This window comes from Rhodococcus sp. WB1 (assembly GCF_001700945.1).
Taxonomy (GTDB): domain Bacteria; phylum Actinomycetota; class Actinomycetes; order Mycobacteriales; family Mycobacteriaceae; genus Rhodococcus; species Rhodococcus aetherivorans.
In genome coordinates this window covers 181999-204089 of record NZ_CP015529.1, presented here as the reverse complement: position 1 = coordinate 204089, position 22091 = coordinate 181999, and the positions used below count along the sequence as shown (strand labels likewise).

Here is a 22091-nt window from a genome sequence, read left to right as displayed (position 1 = left end):
CGTCTTTTGGGCTGCCCCAGCCGCCCGAAGGACACACCGGCGCCGGAGGCGCCTCAGAAGTACACGGCGATGCGACGGCCGTCGATCTCGTGCACGGCGATGTCCATGTCGTACACCTTGCGCAGCACCTCGGGCTGCAGGATCTCGTCGACGCCCCCGTCCGCGACGACGGCACCGTCGCGCATCGCGACGATGCGATCCGAGTGGCACGACGCGAAGTTGATGTCGTGGATCACCAGGATCACGGTCTTGCCCATCTCGTGGGCCATGCGTCGCAGCAGCTGCATCATGTGTTGCGAGTGCTTCATGTCCAGGTTGTTGAGCGGTTCGTCGAGCAGCACGTAGTCGGTGTCCTGCGCGAGCACCATCGCGACGAACGCGCGCTGCCGCTGTCCGCCGGAGAGCTGGTCGAGGAAGCGGTACTCGAACCCGCCCAGGCCGGTGTACTCGAGGGCGCGGTCGACCGCGTCGTGGCAGGCCGCCGAGAGCCGGCCCTTCGAATGCGGGAATCGCCCGAACTCGACGAGTTCGCGCACCGACAACCGCACCGCCGTGGTGTTGTCCTGGCGCAGCACCGACAGCTTCTTCGCCAGCGCGTCCGAGGGGGTGGCCCGCAGGTCGAGCCCGTCGATGCTGACCGATCCGGCGTCGGTGTCGAGCAGCCGCGCGACGATGGTCAGCAGTGTCGACTTGCCGGCGCCGTTGGCACCGATGATCGACGTGAGGCCGCCGCGCGGGACGTCGAGGTCGACGGGCCCGAGCACGGTGGTGCCGGCGTAGTTCTTGGCGAGGTCCCGAACGGTGATCACAGGCGCGCACCCCTCACGAGCAGGGAGATGAAGTAGATGCCGCCGACGAAGTTGACGACGACGATGAGGCTCGAGTTGTAGTCGAGCAGCCGGGCGAGGACGAACTGCCCGCCGACCAGGGCGACGATCGCGACGAGCGTCGCGGCGGGCACCGTCCAGCGGTGCCGGAACGTGCCGACGAGTTCCCGGGCCAGGTTGGCCACCAGCAGCCCGAGGAACGTGATGGGCCCGACGAGCGCTGTAGACACCGAGACCAGCACCGCGACGACGATCAGCGCGCGGGTGACGACGCGCCGGTGGTCGACGCCGAGGCCGATCGCGTGCTCGCGGCCCAATGCGACGACGTCGAGCTGACGCAGCAGCGGCACCGAGAACGCCGTCGCCGCGACGACGAGCAGGGCCGACACGGCGAGCAGGTCGACCTGCACGTTGTTGAAGCTGGCGAACAGCACGTCCTGCAGGGTCATGAAGTCGTTGGGGTCGATCAGCCGCGACACCAGCGACGACAGCCCACCGAACAGCGCGCCGAGCACGATGCCGACGAGCACCAGCACGTACAGGTCGCGGGATCCGCGGTCGAAGAGCCATCGGAACAGCACGAGCGCGAAGCCGACCATGGCGAGCACCTCGACCCCGAACTTCAGGCGCGGATCCAGTGTCGCGAGGGCGCTCGCGCCGAACAGGAACACCACGAGGGTCTGCAGCAGCATGAACAGGCTGTCGAAACCCATCACGCCCGGGGTGAGGATGCGGTTGTTGGTGACGGTCTGGAAGATCACCGCGGCGAAGGCGGTGGCGTAGCCGACGAGCACCATCGACAGCACCTGCCGGCCGCGGATCTTCATGGCGAAGTCCCACGAGCCGGTGACGAAGAGGAACAGGTAGGCGCGCACCGCCAGTGCGGCGACGACGGCGAGCACGACGAGCACACGGGCAGGGTTCCGGCGACTCGTCACGGCGGGTGCGGCGACGGCCGGGCTCATCGCGCACCTCGCCGGGTGCGCAGGATCAGCGCGATGAACACGACGGCGCCGACGACGCTCGCGACGGTGCCGACCGGGATCTCGTACGGGTAGCGGAGGACGCGGCCGACGACGTCGCACGCGAGCACGAATCCGGCGCCGGCGAGCGCGGTGATCGGCAGGACGCGGCGCAGGTTGTCGCCGAGCGCCAGGGTGACAAGGTTGGGCACGACGAGACCGAGGAACGGGATGGCGCCGACGACGACGGTGACGACGGCGGTGGTGACGGCGACGACGACCATCCCGATGTTGATCACCAGCTGGTACGGGACGCCGAGGTTCTTCGCGAAGCCCTCACCGAGGCCGGCCACGGTGAAGCGGTCGGCGTACAGATAGGCGACGGCCATGACGGCGACGACGACCCAGATGATCTCGTAGCGGCCGCGCAGGATGCCGGAGAAGTCACCGCTGGTCCAGGTGTTCAGGGCCTGCATCAGTTCGAGCCGGTAGGCGAAGAACGTGGTGACGGCCATGACGACGCCGCCGAACATGAGGCCGACGAGCGGCACGACGATCATGTCGGTGAACCGGACGCGGCGCAGGAGCCGCAGGAACAGGAAGGTGCCGACGAGGGAGAAGGCGACGGCGACGAGCATCTTGCCGAGCACGGACTGTCCGCCGAGGAACAGGGTGGCGACGAGGATGCCGAGCAGGGCCCATTCGACGGTGCCGGCGGTGTCCGGCGCCACGAACCGGTTGCGGGTCAGGTGCTGCATGATCAGGCCGGACACGCTCAGGGCGGCGCCGGCGAGCAGGATCGCGATCAGGCGGGGCACGCGCGAGACGAAGAACACCTCGAGGGTCGCGGTGTCGCCGCGCAGCAGGTCGGCGGGGGTGACGTCGGCGACGCCGACGAACAGGGACGCGAAGGCGGCGACGGCGAGCAGCGCCGCGCCGATCAGGACGGGACGCAGACGCGCGGCGGGGCCGGCGGCCGCACGCGGGGTGCGGTCGCCGGCCCTGCCGGTCGTTACCGGGGAGCTCACGGGCGGGAGGCGGTCATGCCGCCGCGGCCTTGCCGACGGCCTGCCCGACGACGTCGATCTGCGACTGGACGGAGCTCAGCGCGCTCGGCGCCATGTACCAGGTGTACAGGTCGAGGTAGGTGATCCGGCCTTCCTTCGCGGCGGTGGTGCCGCCGACGAGCGGGTTGTCGAGGACTCGGGACGCGTTGGGGCCGGTGGTGTCGCCGAGGGGTGCCTCGCGGTCCTGAACGAACATCAGGTCGGGGTCGGCCTGGGCGATGTACTCGAAGGACACGGCGTCACCGTGGGCGACGTCGTCGGCGAAGGTCTCCGACACGGGCTTGACGCCGAGGTCGTGGATGATCCCGTACCGGGAGCCGGGTCCGTACGCGGTGACCTCGGCGGCCTCGACGCGCGTGATGAGTCCCCGCAGGTTCGCCTGTGCGGCGGCAGCGGACACCGCGTCGAACGACGCCTCGATGCCGGCGAACTTCTCCTCGAACGCGCCCTCGGCGCCGAAGATGGTGGCGAGGTTGCGGTTCTGCTTCGCGACGCTGGCGAGGAAGTCCTTGGCGTCGACGGAGAGGTCGACGGTCGGGGCGATCTCGCTGAGCGCGTCGTAGCTGGTGGCCGACCGGGCGGCGACGATGATGAGGTCGGGCTCGAGGGCGTTGACGGCCTCGAAGTCGGGCTCGAACAGCGAGCCGACCTTGGCGACGTCGTCGCCCCGGTAACGCGCGAACGATTCGGGCCAATTCGTGAGCGCGGGGACGCCGACGGCGTCGGGCAGGTCGAGGTCGATCATGGACTGCAGCACGCTCTGGTCGAAGACCACGACCCGTTCGGGATCGACGGGCACCTCGGTATCGCCCTGGGCGTGACTGATGACGACGGTCTCGCCGGTCTCCGCCGCGGTGTCGGAGGAGGTGTCGGAGGAGCAGGCGGAAAGCCCGAGCGAGGCGGCCGCGACTAACGCGACGGCGGCGGACAACCGGATACGCATGGGCAATCTCCTTGAAAATTGAACTTCCGAGGTAGACGGAGCCACCCGCGCAGCCCCACCCACCGCCTCGAACTCAGCCAAGCGTTGCCTAACTTAGCATGCCTTTACTTACCGTTGGCAAGGGTCGTGTCGCCCCACGGACGAGCGCGCCGCCCACTACGGTCGGACCCATGACCTCCACCACGTTCTCCGCCTGGGTCGCGCGCGAGCACGACGACGCGATCGACTTCGCCCCCGAGACCGTCGACGAGACGATGCTGCCCGACGACGGCATCACCGTCCGCGTCCTGCATTCGAGCATCAACTACAAGGACGCCCTCGCCGTCGTCCCGCGCGGCGGCGTGGTCCGCAACTACCCGATCATTCCCGGCATCGACCTTGCCGGTGAGGTCGTCACCTCCGATCACCCCGACTTCGCGCCCGGGGACCGGGTCCTTGCGCACGGCTACGAGATCGGCACCGGCCGCCACGGCGGCTACGCCGAGTACGCCCGCGTCCCCGCCGACCAGCTCGTCCGGCTCGGCGAACTCTCCACAGCCGACGCCGCCGCCATCGGCACCGCCGGATTCACCGCGGCGCTGAGCGTGCAGGCCCTGCTGCGGCACGGCCTGACCCCGGACGACGGGCCCGTCGTCGTCACCGGCGCCTCCGGCGGCGTGGGCACCGTCAGCGTCGACCTGCTCGCCGCCGCCGGATTCGAGGTGGTCGCCTCGACCGGCAAGCCGGAAGCCCACGACCTGCTCACCGAACTGGGCGCCGCCTCGGTGATCGGGCGGCTGCCCGAGGACCCCGACGCGAAGCCGCGACCGCTCGGCAAGGCGATCTGGGCCGGGGCCGTGGATTGCGTCGGCGGCGCCACACTCGCCCACGTCCTCAGCACCGTCCAGTGGGGCGGCGCGGTCGCCGCCAGCGGACTCACCGGCGGCGCCGCCCTGCAGACCACGGTGATGCCCTTCATCCTGCGCAGCGTCGCCCTGCTGGGCATCGACTCGGTGCAGCTGCCCATCGGCCCGCGCCGGGCGCTGTGGGAGCGCCTCGCGGGCGACCTGCGGCCCCGGCACCTGGCCGACATCACCCGCCACATCCCCGCGCGAGAGCTGGTGCCCGCGCTCGACCTCGTGCGGGCCGGCAAGTTCACCGGGCGCGCGGTGATCGAGGTTGCCGGCGGATTCTGAGGGCTCGTCAGAAGAGGGTGAGCTCGACCTCCTCGACCACCTTCACCGTCCGGCGCACCACCTTCTTCGCCCGCGCGGGTGCGGCGGTCGGCTCGGGCCGCGCAGCCGCGGCGGTCGGCTCGGGCCCGGCCGGTTCGGAGACGGGCGGGGCCGCCGCCTGCGCGCGCGCCGCCTCGCCCGCGAGGGTGTCGGCGAGTTCGTTGAAGTGGTTGCCGACGTGTCCGCGCACCCACCGGAACCGCACCGGCCCGGACCGGTCGGCGAGGACGCGGTCGATGGCCTGGACCAGATCGAGGTTCTTCACCGGCGCGCCGGTCGCCGTCTTCCAGCCCTTGCGCTTCCAGCCCGGCAACCATTCCGAGGCGCACTTGATGGCGTACTGCGAGTCGGATTCGATGATCATCGGTTCCGGACCGGGATGGGCCTTCAGCGCCTCGAGCAGCGCCCGCAGCTCGGCGATCTGATTGGTGCCCGAGTGCTCCCCGCCCGAGCGGCTCGGTCCCTCGTGATTGACCCACGCCCATCCGATGGCGCCGCCCGGATTGCGAAGGCAGGAACCGTCGGTGCTCACGATGATCATGTGCCAGACCATATCCCGTGGCAGGGGCGACGTCGCGCCCGAGGCGCCGACGCGCCGCGGCTGCGCAGAAATCGCGGCACCCATCGGCGTGTCGGCGCGAGAAGCGCACGCTCGGCGGGTCGCCGCCTTCGATCCGCACCTCGTCGCACGGTCACCTCGTCGCACAGTACGGTGGACCGGTGCCCTCCCCTGCTCCACCCAGCACCGGCGCGCTCGTCGTCCGCGCCGAGCTGCCCCGGCCGGTGGACGTCGCGCTGACGCTGCAACCCCTGCAGCGCGGGCCCTACGACCCTTGCCATCGCCGCGACGGGCAGGCCGTGTGGCGCACGTCCCGGTTGGCGTCGGGGCCGGTCACCTACCGGCTCGTGCAGGACGGTCCGCGCGGCGTGCGCTGCCACGCGTGGGGTGCCGGGGCCGAGGAACTGTCGGCACACCTTCCCACCCTTCTCGGTGCCGAGGACGACCCGACCGGGTTCCGGCCCGAGCATCCGAGCCTGGCCGAGGCCCATCGCCGCCTGCCGGCCCTGCGGATCCCGCGCACCGGCCGCGTCCTCGAGGCCCTGGTCCCGGCGATCCTCGAACAGCGGGTGCACAGCGTCGCCGCGTTCGCGTCGTGGCGGCGGCTCGTCACGTGGTTCGGCGACGTCGCGCCCGGTCCGGCACCGGAGGGGATGCGGGTGCCCCCGGCCGCCGAGACGTGGCGCCGCGTCCCGTCGTGGGAGTTCCACCGCGCCAACGTCGACCCCGGCCGGGCCCGGACCGTCGTGAGCTGCGCCCGGCTGGCCGACCGCCTCGAGCGGCTCGTCGACCTCGCGCCGGCCGAGGCGCAGCGGAAGCTGCGCTCGATCCCGGGCGTGGGCGTATGGACCGCCGCCGAGGTCGCGCAGCGCGCCTTCGGCGACGCGGACGCGCTGTCGGTGGGCGACTACCACCTCGCGACGATCGTCGGCTGGTCGCTGCTGGGCGCACCACTCGACGACGCCGGCATGGTGAAGTACCTGGAACCGCTTCGGCCGCACCGTTATCGAGCGGTGCGACTGATCATGGCGACCGGCGGGGCGGGGCGGGTCCCGCGACGGGGACCCCGCACGCCGATCACCGATCACCGCGGGCGCTGAGCAGTTCCCCCGCGCCGGTCGCGCCGCCGGGGCCGGAATCGTCGGCCCGGTACCGCGGGGCTGCGCTGCCGCGGCGCCGACGGCTGACCGTCGGAATTCCGGCCGTCGAACCGTACCCTGGTGGCATGTCCGACCCAGACATTTCGACCGCGCCCACGAGGCTCGAGCGGCTCCCGAGCTGGCTGCTGACCCAATCCGCCCGCCACGTGCACCGGGTGGTGGTCGACCGGCTCGGCCAGGCCGACGCCCGCGGCTACCACTACCGCGCGCTCGCGGCACTCGAGGAGTACGGCTCGCTGTGTCAGACGGATCTCGGCCGTCGCGCGGGGATGGACCGCAGCGACATCGTCGCCACCGTCAACGAGCTGGCCGACCGGCGGCTCGTCGACCGCAGCCCCGATCCCACCGATCGGCGCCGCAACATCATCAGCGTCACCCGCCGCGGGCGGCAGCACCTGCGCACCCTCGACGACGTGCTCGTCGCGGCGCAGGACGAGGCGTTCGCGCCGCTCGACCCGACCGAGCGCGACCAGCTCGCCGTCCTGCTCGCGAAGGTGCTGGCCCACCACACCCGGCAGGCCGGCAGGTGAAGGGTTCCTCGCGGGAACCCTCCACCCGGGGCGGGCTCAGAGGGAGCGGGCGATGATCTGCTTCATCACCTCGTTGGCGCCTGCGTAGATCCGCTGCACGCGGGCGTCCTCGTACATCCGCGCGATCAGGTACTCGCGCATGTAGCCGTAGCCGCCGTGCAGCTGCACGCAGCGGTCGATCACCTCGCACTGCCTGTCGGTCAGCCAGTACTTGACCATCGCGGCGTCCGCGTCGTCGAGCTCGCCCTTCAGGTGCTGCTCGATGCAGTGATCCAGGAATACCTGGCACGTCCGGGCGATGGTCCGGCACTCCGCCAGCTCGAACGCGGTGTTCTGGAACTCGAACAGGCTGTGCCCGAACGCCTGCCGCTCCTTCGTGTAGCGGACGGTCTCCTCGACCGCCCGCTCCATCGCGCCGGCCGCCTGCGCGCCGATGATCAGCCGCTCCTGCACCAGCTGCGCCATCAGCTGCGCGAAGCCCTGCCCCTCGCTCCCGCCGAGCAGGTTCGCCACCGGCACCCGCACGTCGGTGAACGACAGCTCGGAGGTGTCGGCGCCGTGCTGGCCAACCTTGTCCAGCACCCGCCCGACCGCGAAGCCGGGGCAGTCGCGCAGGTCGACGATGAGCAGGGACACGCCCTTGGCACCGGCCTTGGGGTCGGTCTTGACGGCGAGCACGATGACGTCGGCCGACGAGCCGTTGGTGATGAAGGTCTTCGAGCCGTTGACCACGTATGTGTCGCCGTCGCGGATCGCGGTGGTCTTGATGGCCTTGAGGTCCGAGCCGGCGCCCGGCTCGGTCATGCCGATCGCGCCGAGGATCTCACCGGTGGCCATGCCGGGCAACCAGGTCCGCTTCTGCTCCTCGCTGCCGTACTCGAGGATGTAGTGGGCGACGATGCCGCTGTGCACCGAGATGCCCAGTGCGAGGTCACCCGAGTAGCCCTGCGCCTCGAAGACGGCCAGATCGTGGGCGAAGGTGCCCCCACCGCCGCCGTACTCCTCCGGCACCGAGCACAGCAGCAGCCCGAGCTTGCCTGCGGCGAGCCACACGTCGCGATCGATGCGCCGCTGCGCGTCCCACTTCTCGGCGCGGGCCATCACCTCGCGCTCGAAGAAGTCACGGGCGAGTTCGGAGACCGCCTGTACCTCGTCGTCGTGCCAGGACGGCACGTGCTTCTTGACCATCGGTGTCCTTCAGCCTTCCGTCGCGTGTGACCGAATGTCACACCGCTCCACTTCGATCGAACTCATGTGACATTCGGTCACGTGGTGCGCAGCTCGCGCTTGAGCAGCTTGCCACTCTGGTTGCGCGGCAACGTGTCCACGAACCGGACGAGCTTCGGCACCTTGAACGGCGCGAGCCGCTGCTTGACGTGGTCGATCAGGTCGCGCTCGTCGACATCCGCGCCGTCGCGCAGCACGACGACGGCGGTGACGGCCTCGATCCACTTCTCGTCGGGCGTGCCGATGACCGCCACCTCGGCGACGGCCTCGTGGGTGTAGAGCGCGTCCTCCACCTCCCGGGAGGCGACGAGGATGCCGCCGGTGTTGATGACGTCCTTGATGCGGTCGACGACGGTGATGTAGCCCTCGGCGTCGCGCGTGACGAGGTCGCCGGAGTGGAACCAGCCGTCGCGGAACGCTTCCGCGGTGGCCTCCGGGTTCTCCCAGTAACCCAGGCACAGCTGCGGCGACCGGTACAGCACCTCGCCGGACTCACCGTCGGGCACGTCGTTGCCGTCGGCGTCGACGACGCGGGTCTCGACGAACAGCACCGCCCTCCCGCACGACGACGGCCGGTCCTCGTGCTCCTCCGGGCGCAGAACCGTTGCCAGCGGACCGATCTCGGATTGACCGAAGCAGTTGTAGAACCCCAGGTCGGGGTAGCGCCCGCGGAGCCGGTTCAGCACGGTGACGGGCATGATCGACGCGCCGTACTGGGCCTTGCGCAACGACGACAGATCGCGGGTCTCGAGGTCGGGGTGGTTCGCCAGCGGCACCCACACCGTGGGGGCGAGGAACAGCGAGCCGATGCGCTCGGACTCGACGAGCCGGAGGATCTCCGGGATGTCGGGGGCGGGCAGCAGCGTGATCGTGGCACCGACGGCCAGGTACGGCATCATGAACACGTGCATGCCGGCCGAGTGGTAGAGCGGCATGCAGACCAGCGGGTTGTCGTCCGCAGCCAGGTCCAGCGCGACGATCGACGAGGTGTACTCGTGCACCAGCGCCCGGTGGGGCATCATGGCGCCCTTGGGCTTCGACGTGGTGCCGGAGGTGTAGAGCAACTGCACGAGGTCGGCGTCGGAGACGGTCACGTCGAGTTCCGGAACCTCGCCCGCGCACGCGGCGGTGAGCAGCGAGTCGTCGGCGTCGCGTAGCGGCAGGACGTGTTCGGCCGGGACGTCGGCGAGCACCTGCTCGAGGTTGCCGGCCAGGGCGGGGTCGACGAGGACGGCACGCGCCCCGGACTGGCCGAGCAGGTAGCTCAGCTCCTCGCCGCGCAGCGCGTAGTTGATCGGCACATGTACCAGGCCGGCCCGGGCAACGGCGAGGTACCCGACGACGTAGGCGTCGGAGTTGGTGCCGTACGCGGCGACGCGATCGCCCTGGTCCAGGCCCAGCGCGCGCAGCCGGGCGGCCGCCCGGGTGACCGCGTCGTCGAGTTCACGGTAGGTGAGGGTGCGGTCGCCGAACCGCAGGGCGGTGCGGTGGGGGAAGCGGGCGGCGCTGCGGTGCAGCACGCCGTCGACGGTGTTCGCGCGCGGGTCTGAGCTCATGATCGGACACGTTATAGGACGTCCAACCAATGGTCCAGACTTAACGCTCGATAAGCCTAGCGGCCCTGCCATACGGGACGGCGCTTCTCCACGAACGCGGTCATGCCCTCCTGCGCATCGCAGATCATCGCGTTGGTCGCCATGGTCTCGGCCATCGCCTCGTAGGCCTGTTCCTGCGGCAGCTCGATCTGCCGGTAGAAGGCCTCCTTGCCGATCCGCACCGTCGCCGGCGACGCCGAGACGATCTTCGCGGCCAGCGCGGCGGTCTCGGTTTCCAGCGCCGCCGGGTCGACGACGAAGTTGACCAGCCCCCAGTCCGCGGCCGTCTCCGCATCGATGGTTTCGCCCGTGAGCAGCATCTGCATGGCCCGCTTGCGCCCCACCGCGCGGCTGAGCGCGACCATCGGCGTGGAGCAGAACAGGCCGATCTTCACCCCCGGGGTGCCGAACACCGCGTCCGACGACGCGACCGCCAGGTCGCACGACGCCACCAGCTGGCACCCGGCCGCGACGGCCGCACCCTGCACCGACGCGATCACCGGCTGCGGCACCGACTGCACGGTCTGCATCATCTCGGTGCAGGTGTCGAAGATGACCCGCTCGCCCTCGAGGGTGCGGCCGATCATCTCGCGCAGGTCGTGACCGGCGGAGAACACCGGCCCCTCGGCGCGGATCACGATCACCCGGGTCGCGGACTCCGCGGACAGCGCGCGCAGTCCCATCGTGACCTCGCGCATCGCCGCCGCGGACAACGGGTTTCGCTGATCGGGACGGTTCAGGGTGAGCAGGCCGATGCCGGAGGCCTCGTCGACGGCGATGAGAACGGCGGCGGGCTGGTCGGTGCGCGTGTCGGTCATGTGCTCCTGCCTACACGACCCCGACGGGGGTGGCCACCCCCCGAACGTGGGTGAGCAGTCGCAGCAGCGCGGCCGCCACCTCGTCGGCGCGCTCGACGATGAGCGAGTGCCCCGCGCCGTCGACCCGCACCAGTTCGGCGGCCGGCAGCCGCGCGGCGATGGCCCGCGAATGCGCGAACGGGGTCAGCTCGTCGGCCGACCCGCCGACCACCAGGACCGGGATCGCCGCGAGCACGGCCAGCGCCGCCGACTCGTCCAGCACCGCGAACGCCGCTAGGAAACGCGAGAGCGTCACGATCGACGTCTCGTTCGTCAGGGTCGTCGCCAGCGAACGCGCCCACGAGTCCGTGGTGCCGCGACGGACCACCGGCGCGCACATCCGCCCGCCGACGCGCATCGATCCCTGCATCACCCGCGGTGCCCGTCGCACCGCGCGGTGCAGCACGGACACCGCCGGGTGCCGCAGGTAGCGGCCGAGCCCCAGGTCGGCCAGGCCGCTCGCCGCGGTCGCGACGAGCGCGGCGGCGACGACGCGGCTGCCGATCGCCTCCGGGTACAGCCGTGCGTAGGCCATCGCCACCATCCCGCCCATCGAGTGCCCCGCCAGCACCACGGGCCCGCGGGGCACGACGGTGCGCAGCACGGCGTCGAGGTCGTGGGCGAGCTGCTCGATGGTGTACGTCTCGGGCGCGCCGACCCCCGACCGGCCGTGACCGCGCTGGTCGTAGGCGACGATGCGGACCGCCGCGCCGGCCTGCCCGGCAAGGCGCTCGCGCACCGCCGACCAGCTGTCGGTGCGCAGGCAGTGCCCGTGCACCAGCACGACCGTGACGGGCGCGTCGGCGGGTCCGTGCACCCGTACCGACAGGGGCAGGCCGTCGTCGGCGGCGACGGTCACCCGACGCAGATCCGGTCCAGGCATCGCGGCCTCCCAGCGGTCGATCTGCCCGGAATGTCGTCGGTGCCCGACGGGGACGTTACCGCCGCGACCGAATCGTGACGACGCTGGGCGCCGAACCGATCGGCACGGAACTGCCGCACGGGTCCCGGACAGTGGCGCGCTCGATTCGCGGTCGACCGCCCCGGCGCGGATCCGGTACTCAGCGTGGGGCGAGGGCCCGGATCATCTCCGTAGGATCGCCCGCGGTGGTCATCGCGATCACGGGGGTGGTCACACCCGCCTCGACGTACCGTTCGATGTGCTCCCGGCACGCCTCCGGCGGACCGTGCACGACCAGCTGATCCACCACGTGATCCGGGATCGCGGCGAGGGCCGCCGACCGCTCCCCCTCCCCCCACAACCGCCACATGCCCTCGAAATCCTCTCTGCGGCCCAGGAATTCGTGGAAGGCACGGTAGACGGGGACGTTCATATAGGCGGCGATCATGCGGCGGCCGATGCTGCGGGCGGTCTCGGCGTCGAAGCCGGGCAGCACGAAGATGCGGGCGACGATTTCCTTGCCCGCTCCGCCCTCGTGCACGTACGGCGCGACGGTGCGCACGTCGTCGGCCGAGAGCCAGTTGACGATCGCACCGTCGGCCTCGCGTCCGGCGAGGCGCAGCATGCCGGGCCGCAGGGCGGCGAGCAGCAGGGGCGGGGCGGGATCGGGGACGAGGCCGGCCCGGAACCCGCTGACCTCGAACGTGTCGTACTTGTGGGTGACCTTGTCACCGGCGAGCGCGGCGCGCAGGAACTGCAGCGTGTCGCGGGCCCGCTTGAACGGCTCCTCGAACGGGGTGCTGTTCCACTTCTCGACGATCACGTTGGACGAGGTTCCGACGCCGAGGACGAAGCGGCCCGGGGCGGCGGCGGCGAGAGTGGCCGCGGAGATCGCCAGGGTGGCCGGGCCGCGCGTGAACACCGGGACGATCGCGGTGCCCAGGCGCAGCGTCGGTGCCCACACGCTCGCCAGCGCCAGGGGCGTGAAGGCGTCGGCCACGCTGCTCTCGGACGACCACACGTCGGTGTAGCCGAGGTCGGGCAGTTCGGCGATCAGGTTTCGCTGATCCGGCAGGGAAATGCCGTCGAGGGGGATCGTCAGGCCCCAACGGCGCGGCGTCGCATCATCGCTCATACGCCACACCTTAGGCTGCGCCGGTGCGTCCTTCGGGCTGCCACGACCGCCCGAAGGACACACCGGTCCGTATGCTGGCCCGTTGTGCAGGTCTCTCAGCTCTGGCGTTACCCGGTCAAGTCGTTCGGCGGCGAGCAACTGCAGTCGGCGGCGATCGAGTCCGACGGGCTGCGCGGCGACCACATGTGGGCGGTGATCGACGCCGAGACCGGCACCGTCGCGTCAGCGAAGAAGGTGCGGGCCTGGTCGCGGCTGCTCGAGTGCCGTGCCCGCCTGCTCGACGACGCCGACCCGTCGGATCCGTCCGTCCTCGAGATCACGCTGCCCGACGGCCGGTGCACCCGCGGCGACGACCCGCGCACCCCCGGGCTGCTGTCCGAGCTGACCGGGCGTGCGTTGACCCTGGAGGCCCGCCCCCGCACCTACGACGAGGCGCCGTTGCACCTGCTCACGACGGCCGCCGTGGAGGCGCTCGGCACGGGCGACACCGCCGGTGTCGCGCTGCGCCGCTTCCGGCCCAACCTCGTGGTCTCGACCGACGACACCGGGTTCGTCGAGGACGACTGGCTGGGCCGGCGTGTCGAGGCCGGTTCCGTCGCGCTCGTGCCGACGCAGCGCACGGCGCGGTGTGTGATGGTGACGCTGCCGCACCAGGAGGTGCCGGCCCGGCGCGACATGCTGCGCACCGTCACCGACCGCAACCGCGTCCCGAACCGGGCGGGCGGCAAGCCCGCCCCCTGCATCGGCGTCTACGCCGACGTGGCATCGGACGGCGTGCTGGCCGTGGGTGATTCGCTGATCGTCCGCTGAAACGGATCCGCGCGCCGACCGGACGTCGACACGCGGTATGCACCGCGCCGCTGTCGAACCGGCGCGCGGATCCGGGGAGAGTCGGCTCAGCGGCCGGCGTCCTTCGCGGGCAGGATGCGGGTGCGGACCTCGCCGAAGCCGATTCGGGTGCCGTCCGGACCCGGCGCGGTCGCGGAGATCGCGATCTCGTCGCCGTCCTCGAGGAAGGTGCGGGTCTCGTCGCCGACCTGAACCGGTTCCTTACCGCCCCAGGTGAGTTCGATGAACGCGCCGCGCTGGTCCTTGTCCGGCCCGGAGATGGTGCCGGATCCGAACAGATCGCCGGTGCGGGTGGCGGCACCGTTGACGGACGTGTGCGCGAGCATTTGCGCCGGCGACCAGTACATCTGGGCGTACGGCGGACGCGAGACGACGTGGCCGTTCCATTCGACCTCGAGATCGATGTCCAGGCCCCACTTCTCGGTGCCCTTCAGGTACGGCAGCGGCTCCGGGTCCTGCACCGGGGTGTCGACGCGGGCGGCCTCGAGTGCGGCCAGCGGCACGACCCACGGGGAGATCGAGGTCGCGAAGGACTTGCCGAGGTTCGGGCCGAGCGGCACGTACTCCCACGCCTGGATGTCACGGGCCGACCAGTCGTTGAGGATGACGGCCCCGAAGCAGTGGTCGGCGAACTCGTCCGGGGTGATCGACGATCCCATCGGCGAGCCGACACCGACGACGAAGCCCATCTCGGCCTCGATGTCGAGACGGATCGACGGACCGAAGACGGGCGCCGGATCGTTGGGGCCCTTGCGCTGGCCACACGGGCGCACGATGTCCACGCCGGAAACGACGACGGTGCTCGACCGGCCGTGGTAGCCGACCGGCAGGTGCTTCCAGTTCGGCATCAGCGGCGACGGGTTGTCGGGCCGGAACAGCCGTCCGAGGTTCGACGCGTGGTTCTCCGACGCGTAGAAATCGACGTAGTCGGCGACCTCGATCGGCAGGTGCAGTTCGACGTCCGCGACGGCGTGCACGGCCTCGGCGGGCACGTCCCCGGTGACCAGGCTCTGCAGCGCGGCGCGCACCTCGTCCCAGCGGGCGCGGCCCTGCGCCATGAAGGCGTTGAGGGTGGGCTCGGCGAAGGCGGGGTCGTCGAACACGACGGAGAGGTCGAGGACGGAGTCACCGACGCGCACACCGACGCGGGGCTCCGTTCCGGCCGTGGAGAACACACCGTAGGGCAGGTTGTTCGCGCCGAAGAGCGAACCTTCCGGAATGTCGATGACGGTCATGCAAGGGATCCTTCGGTGATCGGGGACATCGTCGACGGGGCCAGGCCGACCTCGACGAGATCGGCGAGCGGCTCCGCAATGCTGCAGGTGCCGAACGAGCGGAAGCTGTTGCGCAGCTCTTCGATTCGAGTAGGCGACAGGTCGCGCAGTCGGGCGGCGAGGCCGGCGCCGTCCCGGTCGGCGAGCACCGCCGCGACGGCCGCGGTGTCCGCACCGTCGAGCACGGCGTCGACGGCGGCGAGCACGTTGAGGAATCCGTGCTGTTCGAATCCGGTGTGCGGGTCGGTGTTGCGGACCGCGTGGTGCAGGCCCGCCGTGGCCTTGAAGGGGACCTTCGTGCGGACCACGGTCGAGAGGGCGTCGGCGAGTTCCCGTTCGTCGGGGTACGCCTCCGCGACGACCCCGCCCGTGCGGAACTTCGCCGCGTAACGCGACCCCACGAGTCCCTGGAGGATCTCGGCGCGGCGCTCGTCGCGCGGGACCTCCACGAACAGTGCGACTCCGGGGTACTCGGCGGCGATCAGGTCGAGGGCGACGAGCACACCGGCGGGGCTCTCCCCGGCGGGCACGGCGATCTCGAGGGCGGCCACGGTGACGCCGTCGACGTCGCGCAGGCTCTCCATCGCGGGAACGACCGCGGACGGCCCGCCCGGAACGGTCAGGCTCAGGGTGAGGTCGCCCCCGAACGGGCGCTGTCCGAGTGCCTCGAGCAACTCCGGGATCCGCGGCGCCGGGAACACGAACGTGCCCACCAGCCCGGCATGGTCGGCGACGCGGTGCGCGGCGTGGGCCGGCAGGGCGCGATCGAGCGGGGCGTTGCCGGGCGGGAACAGCGCGGCGTCGTCGCACAGTTCCGTCAGCAGGGCTCCGAGAGTGCTCACTTCTGCAGCCCCCGGTTCCAGCTTCCGGCGTAGGCCGCATCCTCGCACGCGAGCGCACCCTCGCCGAGTTCGAGCGGCCGGAACGTGTCCACCATGACGGCGAGCTCGTCGAAGAAGTCGACGCCGATGCTCCGCTCGTAGGCACCGGGCTGCGGACCGTGGGCGTGGCCGCCGGGATGGACGGAGATCGAACCCTGGCCGATGCCGGAGCCCTTGCGGGCCTCGTAGTCGCCGCCGCAGTAGAACATGATCTCGTCGGAGTCGACGTTGGAGTGGTAGTACGGCACCGGGATCGCCAGCGGGTGGTAGTCCACCTTGCGGGGCACGAAGTTGCAGATGACGAAGTTGTTGCCCTCGAACGCCTGGTGCGCCGGCGGCGGCTGGTGGACTCGGCCGGTGATGGGCTCGTAGTCGTGGATGCTGAAGGTGTACGGGTACAGGCAGCCGTCCCAGCCGACGACGTCGAACGGGTGGTTGGGCACGAGGTAGCGGGTGCCGACGATGCCGTGCGAGGTGCGGTGCTTGACCAGGACCTCGACGTTGGTGTCCTCCACCTGGATCAGCTCGGTCGGGCCGTGCAGGTCGCGCTCGCAGAACGGCGCGTGCTCGAGGAACTGGCCGAACCGCGACAGGAAGCGCTTCGGCGGGACGATGTGGCTGTTGGCCTCGATGACATAGGCGCGCAGCGGCTCGTCGCCGGTGGGGATCCAGCGGTGCGTGGTGGCCATCGGCAGCAGCACGTAGTCGCCGGCCTTCGCGTCGAGCACACCGAAAACGGTCTCGACGCGGGCGGTGCCGGACTCGACGTAGACCATCTCGTCGCCGACGACGTTGCGGTAGAGCGGCGACTCCTTCGTCGAGACGACGTAGGAGAGGCGCACGTCCGCGTTGCCGAGGATCAGCCGGCGGCCGGTGACGACGTCGGTCTCGGCCCAGACGGTCTCCGGGAACAGATCGTGCAGCTTCAGGTGGCGCGGCTTGAGGGGGTGGTTCGGGGTGGTGGCCTGCTCGGGCAGCTTCCACTCGGTCGCGTCGACGATGGCCGACGGGATGTGGCGGTGGTAGAGCAGCGCCGAGTCCGAGGAGAAGCCCTCCTCGCCCATCAGCTCCTCGTAGAACAGCCCGCCGTCCTCGTTGCGGTGCTGCGTGTGCCGCTTCGGCGGGATGACGCCGAGCTGTCGATAGAACGCCATGAGATTCCGCTCCTCGGGCTCTGGGTGGCTGATCCGCGGAGATCCCCCGCGGTGTTAGTAAATACCTTAACTAGTTTTCGGACGTGAGCGCAACCACATCGGGAAGATCGGTTGTCAGTTGCGGTCGCGCATATCGAACCGGCTGCGCTTGGTGATGAGCTTGTTGAGCAGCATGACGAGGATCTGCTGCTCCGCCTCGGTCAGCACATCGACCCAGGCGGCCTCGCGCTCGTTCTGGGCGCGGAACGTCTCCACGATCTCCCGCTCGCCGGCCTCGGTGAGCGACAAGCGGACCGACCGGCCGTCCTCCGGATCCGGGGTGCGAGCCAGCAGGCCGGCCTCGACCAGCGGTTTCGCCAGATTGGAGACAGCGGCGCGGCTCATGCCGGTGAGCTTGGCGGCCACCTTCGGCTCGATGGGGCCGGCAAGCCAGGTGACGAACATCAGGCGGTACGCCGACCACGACCGCCCCCTCGGGCGGTGCACGGCCGCCTCCAGGTCGTACGTGACGATGTCGGAGGCCCGGTTGAGGGTCAGCAGCACCTCGGTGGCCTGCTCGTGGTAATCGCCGTATCGGCTGCTCAGGCGCCGGTTCGCGAGTTCGACGAAGGACCAGTAGTCGAGGTCGCGGGCGTCCGCTTCGGTCATGGGCGCCACCTTATCCGAGGACGGCCGCGTTAGTATATGTGTTAATCAATTCCGATACGGAAACCCGGGCTGTCCGCCGTTGTGTGTCGGCACCGCACAATCGGGCAGAACGCACGACCGCCCGGCCGACACGTGGTCGGCCGGGCGGTCCGGGGACATGTCACATCTTGCTCATCGCGTCCGCGCCGCCGGCGAGCATCGCCGCAGTGACACCCACGGCGGTCACGCCCGTCATCACGAGGGCCACGGCGGCCACCAGCGGGTACCCGCCGTTGGACCAGTACTCGAACAGGATGGTGCCCATGACCTGGGTCCGGGACGCGCGCACGAGCAGCGACGCCGTGAACTCGTGGGTGAGCAGCACGAACAGCAGTGCCGCGGTGCCGCCCAAGCTGCCGCGCATGAGCGGCAGCAGGATCTTCACATTCGTGGTGACGAAGCCCGCGCCGCTGACGCGGGACGCTTCGAGGTAGCTGTCGCCGAGCGCGAGCATCGACGACAGCTGCATGCGGGTCGCGAACGGCAGCATGAGCGTGACGTACACCAGAATCACGACCCACGGCGTGCCGTACAGGATGATCGGACCGGTGGTGTAGGTCAGCAGGAACGCTGCGCCGAAGATCACGGCTGGAACTCCGAGCGGCATCGATACCAGAACGTCGACGAGGAGGCGAAGGGCCGGGTAGCGCTGGCCGCGCACGATCAGGCCGGCCGCGACGAAGCCGAGCGGCAGCACGATCGCCATGGCCGCGAACGAGAACATCAAGCTGTTGCCGACCGCGGCCGGCACGGCCGTGCCGGAGAAGATCGTGCGGAAGTTGTCGAACGTCAGGGTCGAGAAGTCGATGGTGCCGCGCCAGTATCGGGACAGCGCGACGAACACCAGGGCGAGCAGCGGCAGGATCGTCGACAGCAGCGAGAACACCAGGATCACCGCGACGCCGGCCTTGGAGGGCCGACCCTGTGATTTGAACGCCTTGCCGCCGTGCGTGACGAACCGACGCTGATTGCCGAGCATCGCCTTCTGCGCGAACACCACGACGACACCGACGACGAGCAGCGGTGAGCCGAGCGCTGCGGCGGTCGCGAACTGCGCGGGACTGTCACTGATCTGGAAGTACATCTCGGTCGTGAGCACGCTGACGCCGGAGTTGGTGCCCAGAAGCAGTGGTCCGGTGAACTGGCCGAGACCGAGCAGCAGCGCGACACCGGAGCCGTAGATGAGGGTCGGGCGCAGCAGCGGAAGGGTGATCCTGAAAAAGACCTTCCATTCCGGCATGCCGGAAACCTGTGCGGCCTCGATCATCTCGGAGTTGATGTTCTCGAATCCGGAGCGGACGAACATGAAGACGAACGAACTCAGCGAGAAGCCGGTGATGATGACGATCCACTCGATCGAGTAGATGTCGACCGGGCCTTCCTCGAGGTGCGACCACCACGGCAGATTCCGCAGCATGGCGTTGAGGTAGCCGGGCCGCGGCGACAGCAGAAACGCCCAGCCGACGATCGAGGCGACAGCCGGAATGACGATGGGCAGAATCGGCAGGACTTCGAGGAACGCGAATCGGCGGGGCAGGCGGCTGGCCGCCCACGCCAGAGCGGTTCCCAGCACCATCGCGATGGCCAGTGATCCGATCGCCAATCCAAGTGTGTACCAGAGGATCTGACCGATACGCGACAATCCGAATGCCCGCGAGTAACCGGCAGCGCCGTCCTCGAACGCGGTCAGTTGCAGGCGCACGATCGGGAGGACGACCAGGTAGGCGAGCAACGCGGTGAACGCGACGACACCCATTCGGCGTGCCCCGGCGCGCACCGCCGTATTCCGCATGCCGTTCGGGGCGGTTGTGACGGACTCGTGCTCCTCGGTCCGTGGCAGTGTCAGAATCGCCATCGCCCTCACCCCACCAGGGCGCTGACGAGCGCCTGCTGATCCATCGGCAGCGCCCTGCCGTCGGTGTCGAAGGTGCGCCCGTCGATCGGGTCGAAGGCGAGAACCATCCGCGCATCGCGTTCGATCAGCCGCGGTGCGCGGAACGAATCGAACGTCGCGACGCGGGCGTGCAACTGGCGGCGTGGGGAGCCCTCGACCGCGACCGAGAGCATGACGTCCAGGTGCAGGCCACCGTACTCGACGTCGTCGACGTTGACGAACATGCCCGCCTCGCCGGGCTGCAGGTCCGCCACGTCCGGGACCAGGCGTACCTTTTCGGGGCGCAGGCGCACCACGAACGCGCCGACCGACGCGGCCGCACGCGGCTGCATGCCGTGGATCTCGGTGCCCAACGCGTACCAGCGGCCGTCGACGTACTCGCACGGGACCCGGTTCGACATGCCGGTGAAACCCGCGACGTACTCGTCGACCGGCTCCTCGAAGACCTCGCGGGGCGGGCCCATCTGGACGATGCTGCCCGACCTCATGATCGCCATCCGGGTTCCCAGAGCGAGGGCTTCGCTCTGGTCGTGCGTGACGAACACCGCGGTGAACGGCTTGCGCTGGTGCAGGTCGTGGAGCTCCGCGCGCACCTGGTCGCGCAGGCGGGCGTCGAGGTTGCTCAGCGGCTCGTCGAACAGCACCAGGTCAGGGTGGGAGACCAAGCCGCGGGCCAGAGCCACGCGCTGCTGCTGACCGCCGGACAGCTCGGCGGGGAGACGGTCGAGCAACCGCTCGCAGTCCACCAGCGCCGCGGTCTCCTCGACGCGCCCGCTCGCGAGAGCGTCGGTGAGCTTGCGGGACTTGAGCGGATAGGCGATGTTCTTGCGCACAGTCATGTGCGGCCACAGAGCGTAGGACTGGAACACCATTCCGATGAACCGCTTGTCCGGGGTGAGGTTGATGCCGCGCTGCCGGTCGAACACCACCTGGTCGCCGAGGGTGATGGAGCCTCCGGCCGGCTGTTCGAGGCCCGCGAGGCAGCGGAGTGTCGTGGTCTTGCCGCAGCCCGACGGGCCGAGCAGCACGAGGAATTCGCCGTCCTCGATCTCGAGGTCGAGGTGGTCGACGGCGACGGTGGGTGGTTTTCCGTCGAAGTTCTTGAGCAGCTGGCGTACGGAGACGTGGGACACGGTGTACTCGCTTTCTGAACGAGCGGGGTTCAGGACTCGGTGGAGGAGAGCACGGCGGATGCCGGCTCCTGCCTCGGATCGGTGGATGCCTCGCTGCTTGTCGCGGCGCCTGCCGCGGCCAGAGCATAGAGGCGCTGGGCATGATCGTCACCGCTCCCCCACAGGACGCCGGAAGTCAGAGCACGGCGGTAGTACAGGTGTGCGGTGTGTTCCCAGGTGAAGCCGATGCCGCCGTGCACCTGGACGTTCTTCTCGACGGCGAGGCGTGCGGCGTCCCCGCAGGCGAGGGCTGCGATCGCAGCGGCCTCGGCCAGATCGTCGTCGCTCCCCTCCACGACGGCCCACACGGCGTGGGCAACGGCGGACTCGGCGAGTTCGACGGCCACGGAGACCTCGGCGAGCATGTGCTTGATCGCCTGGAATCCGCCGATGACGCGGCCGAACTGGACGCGCCGGCCGGCGTAGTCGACGGCATTGGCCAGGCAGGTACGCGCGACGCCCAGGCTCTCGCACGCGAGGGCCACGACCGCCCTGTCGTGGATCCACCCGAGTGGAGCGCGCTCCGCGAGGACGGTCGCCGGGGCGGCCTCGGCACGAACCCGGGACAAGATCCGGGTCGCATCGGTAGTGTCCATCCGCTCGGACGTGAGCACGGCTGCGTCGACGGCGTAGAGGCCCACCGTCCCGGATTCGTCGACGGCGGGCAGCAGCACGGTGTCGGCGACGTCGCCATCCACGACGAAACCGGCTCGGCCCGTCACGAACACGTCGTCACCCACGTGTTCGGCCCGAAATCCGGGGTCCGTACCCGGTGCGGTGACGACCGTGGCGACGACGGTCTCCCCCGTCGCGATGCCGGCGAGCAGCTCCGCGGCACGCGGCGCGCCGTCGCAGCGCGACAACGCCGCGGCGGCAACGACGCCGCTGAGGACCGGGACCCTGCACAGTTCCGCACCGAGCAGCTCGAGGACGGCGGCGACGTCGGCGAACGACGCGCCGAGACCACCGGCGGCCTCCGGAACGGCGAGTGCACCCACGCCGATCTCGGTGCCCAGCACGGCCCACAGGTCACGATCGACCGGACCGTCGCGGTATACGCGCTCCGCGCGTCCGTCGACCGGGTCCGTCCGACGGATCACCGAGCGGATGGTGTCGGTGAGCAACGCGGTGTCCTCTGCCGCGGCCGAGGTTCCGAGAATCATGCTGTCGCCTTTCGTGGATGAGGGAGCGCCGGGTGCCCGG

At 70.3% G+C, this 22091-nt stretch carries 21 protein-coding genes; 4 read left to right on the top strand and 17 right to left on the bottom strand.

The window, feature by feature from the left end; genetic code table 11:
- Positions 1-53: 53 nt before the first annotated feature.
- The 4 genes from A4U64_RS00985 to A4U64_RS00970 are packed head-to-tail and all read right to left on the bottom strand — an operon-like array spanning position 54 to position 3799.
- Positions 54-809: an iron ABC transporter ATP-binding protein gene (locus A4U64_RS00985; protein ID WP_065922008.1), complete on the bottom strand. Its 756-nt coding sequence runs from the start codon at positions 807-809 to the stop codon at positions 54-56.
- The gene (locus A4U64_RS00980) at positions 806-1792 is read right to left on the bottom strand and encodes an iron chelate uptake ABC transporter family permease subunit (protein ID WP_232334143.1); all 987 of its coding nucleotides are present in this window, start codon (positions 1790-1792) and stop codon (positions 806-808) included. Before A4U64_RS00980 ends, A4U64_RS00985 begins: the two co-directional genes overlap by 4 nt.
- Positions 1789-2817, bottom strand: a complete 1029-nt coding sequence (locus A4U64_RS00975; protein WP_006935724.1) for an ABC transporter permease — start codon at positions 2815-2817, stop codon at positions 1789-1791. The genes A4U64_RS00980 and A4U64_RS00975 overlap by 4 nt, the downstream gene beginning before the upstream one ends.
- Before the next feature lie 13 nt (positions 2818-2830).
- Positions 2831-3799, bottom strand: a complete 969-nt coding sequence (locus A4U64_RS00970; RefSeq protein WP_006935723.1) for a siderophore ABC transporter substrate-binding protein — start codon at positions 3797-3799, stop codon at positions 2831-2833.
- A gap of 170 nt (positions 3800-3969) precedes the next feature.
- Between A4U64_RS00970 and A4U64_RS00965 the strand changes: the two genes are divergently transcribed.
- Complete coding sequence (locus tag A4U64_RS00965; RefSeq protein WP_006935722.1) at positions 3970-4974, top strand: acrylyl-CoA reductase family protein; 1005 nt, start codon at positions 3970-3972, stop codon at positions 4972-4974.
- 7 nt (positions 4975-4981) lie between these two features.
- On the opposite strand, the gene A4U64_RS00960 is transcribed toward A4U64_RS00965, so the two are convergent.
- A complete protein-coding gene (locus A4U64_RS00960) occupies positions 4982-5554 on the bottom strand; it encodes a ribonuclease H family protein (RefSeq protein WP_065923376.1) in 573 nt (190 codons plus the stop codon).
- Between the two features lie 179 nt (positions 5555-5733).
- Between A4U64_RS00960 and A4U64_RS00955 the strand changes: the two genes are divergently transcribed.
- Together A4U64_RS00955 and A4U64_RS00950 are read left to right on the top strand one after the other, a co-directional pair.
- Positions 5734-6672, top strand: a complete 939-nt coding sequence (locus A4U64_RS00955; RefSeq protein ID WP_006939802.1) for a DNA-3-methyladenine glycosylase family protein — start codon at positions 5734-5736, stop codon at positions 6670-6672.
- Positions 6673-6797: 125 nt separating this feature from the next.
- Positions 6798-7262 carry a MarR family winged helix-turn-helix transcriptional regulator gene (locus tag A4U64_RS00950; RefSeq protein WP_006939806.1) on the top strand — a complete coding sequence of 155 codons (465 nt, stop codon included), beginning with the start codon at positions 6798-6800 and terminating at the stop codon, positions 7260-7262.
- 36 nt (positions 7263-7298) lie between these two features.
- On the opposite strand, the gene A4U64_RS00945 is transcribed toward A4U64_RS00950, so the two are convergent.
- The 5 genes from A4U64_RS00945 to A4U64_RS00925 form a co-directional block, all read right to left on the bottom strand.
- Positions 7299-8450, bottom strand: a complete 1152-nt coding sequence (locus A4U64_RS00945; protein ID WP_006939807.1) for an acyl-CoA dehydrogenase family protein — start codon at positions 8448-8450, stop codon at positions 7299-7301.
- A 77-nt stretch (positions 8451-8527) separates the two neighbouring features.
- Positions 8528-10045 (bottom strand): acyl-CoA synthetase, encoded by a 1518-nt coding sequence (locus A4U64_RS00940; RefSeq protein ID WP_065922006.1) that lies wholly within the window; start codon positions 10043-10045, stop codon positions 8528-8530.
- A 56-nt stretch (positions 10046-10101) separates the two neighbouring features.
- Positions 10102-10902 carry an enoyl-CoA hydratase gene (locus A4U64_RS00935; protein WP_065922005.1) on the bottom strand — a complete coding sequence of 267 codons (801 nt, stop codon included), beginning with the start codon at positions 10900-10902 and terminating at the stop codon, positions 10102-10104.
- A gap of 10 nt (positions 10903-10912) precedes the next feature.
- Positions 10913-11800 (bottom strand): alpha/beta fold hydrolase, encoded by an 888-nt coding sequence (locus A4U64_RS00930; protein ID WP_006939810.1) that lies wholly within the window; start codon positions 11798-11800, stop codon positions 10913-10915.
- Positions 11801-12002: 202 nt separating this feature from the next.
- Positions 12003-12977: an LLM class F420-dependent oxidoreductase gene (locus A4U64_RS00925; RefSeq protein WP_065922004.1), complete on the bottom strand. Its 975-nt coding sequence runs from the start codon at positions 12975-12977 to the stop codon at positions 12003-12005.
- A gap of 84 nt (positions 12978-13061) precedes the next feature.
- Between A4U64_RS00925 and A4U64_RS00920 the strand changes: the two genes are divergently transcribed.
- Positions 13062-13787, top strand: a complete 726-nt coding sequence (locus A4U64_RS00920) for an MOSC domain-containing protein (RefSeq protein WP_065922003.1) — start codon at positions 13062-13064, stop codon at positions 13785-13787.
- Between the two features lie 86 nt (positions 13788-13873).
- On the opposite strand, the gene fahA is transcribed toward A4U64_RS00920, so the two are convergent.
- The 7 genes from fahA to A4U64_RS00885 all read right to left on the bottom strand — a co-directional run bounded on the left by fahA (position 13874) and on the right by A4U64_RS00885 (position 22051).
- Entirely contained in the window at positions 13874-15061 is a 1188-nt protein-coding gene (gene fahA, locus A4U64_RS00915; protein ID WP_065922002.1) for a fumarylacetoacetase, read from the bottom strand.
- On the bottom strand, positions 15058-15942 hold the full coding sequence (locus tag A4U64_RS00910) for a hypothetical protein (RefSeq protein ID WP_065922001.1): 885 nt from the start codon (positions 15940-15942) through the stop codon (positions 15058-15060). The genes fahA and A4U64_RS00910 overlap by 4 nt, the downstream gene beginning before the upstream one ends.
- A complete protein-coding gene (locus A4U64_RS00905; RefSeq protein ID WP_006939821.1) occupies positions 15939-17135 on the bottom strand; it encodes a homogentisate 1,2-dioxygenase in 1197 nt (398 codons plus the stop codon). Before A4U64_RS00905 ends, A4U64_RS00910 begins: the two co-directional genes overlap by 4 nt.
- A gap of 114 nt (positions 17136-17249) precedes the next feature.
- Positions 17250-17783 (bottom strand): MarR family winged helix-turn-helix transcriptional regulator, encoded by a 534-nt coding sequence (locus tag A4U64_RS00900; protein WP_006939823.1) that lies wholly within the window; start codon positions 17781-17783, stop codon positions 17250-17252.
- A gap of 160 nt (positions 17784-17943) precedes the next feature.
- On the bottom strand, positions 17944-19677 hold the full coding sequence (locus A4U64_RS00895) for an ABC transporter permease (protein WP_029546405.1): 1734 nt from the start codon (positions 19675-19677) through the stop codon (positions 17944-17946).
- A gap of 5 nt (positions 19678-19682) precedes the next feature.
- Complete coding sequence (locus A4U64_RS00890) at positions 19683-20849, bottom strand: ABC transporter ATP-binding protein (RefSeq protein WP_065922000.1); 1167 nt, start codon at positions 20847-20849, stop codon at positions 19683-19685.
- A gap of 29 nt (positions 20850-20878) precedes the next feature.
- Positions 20879-22051 carry an acyl-CoA dehydrogenase family protein gene (locus A4U64_RS00885; RefSeq protein ID WP_006939831.1) on the bottom strand — a complete coding sequence of 391 codons (1173 nt, stop codon included), beginning with the start codon at positions 22049-22051 and terminating at the stop codon, positions 20879-20881.
- Between the last annotated feature and the right edge of the window lie 40 nt (positions 22052-22091).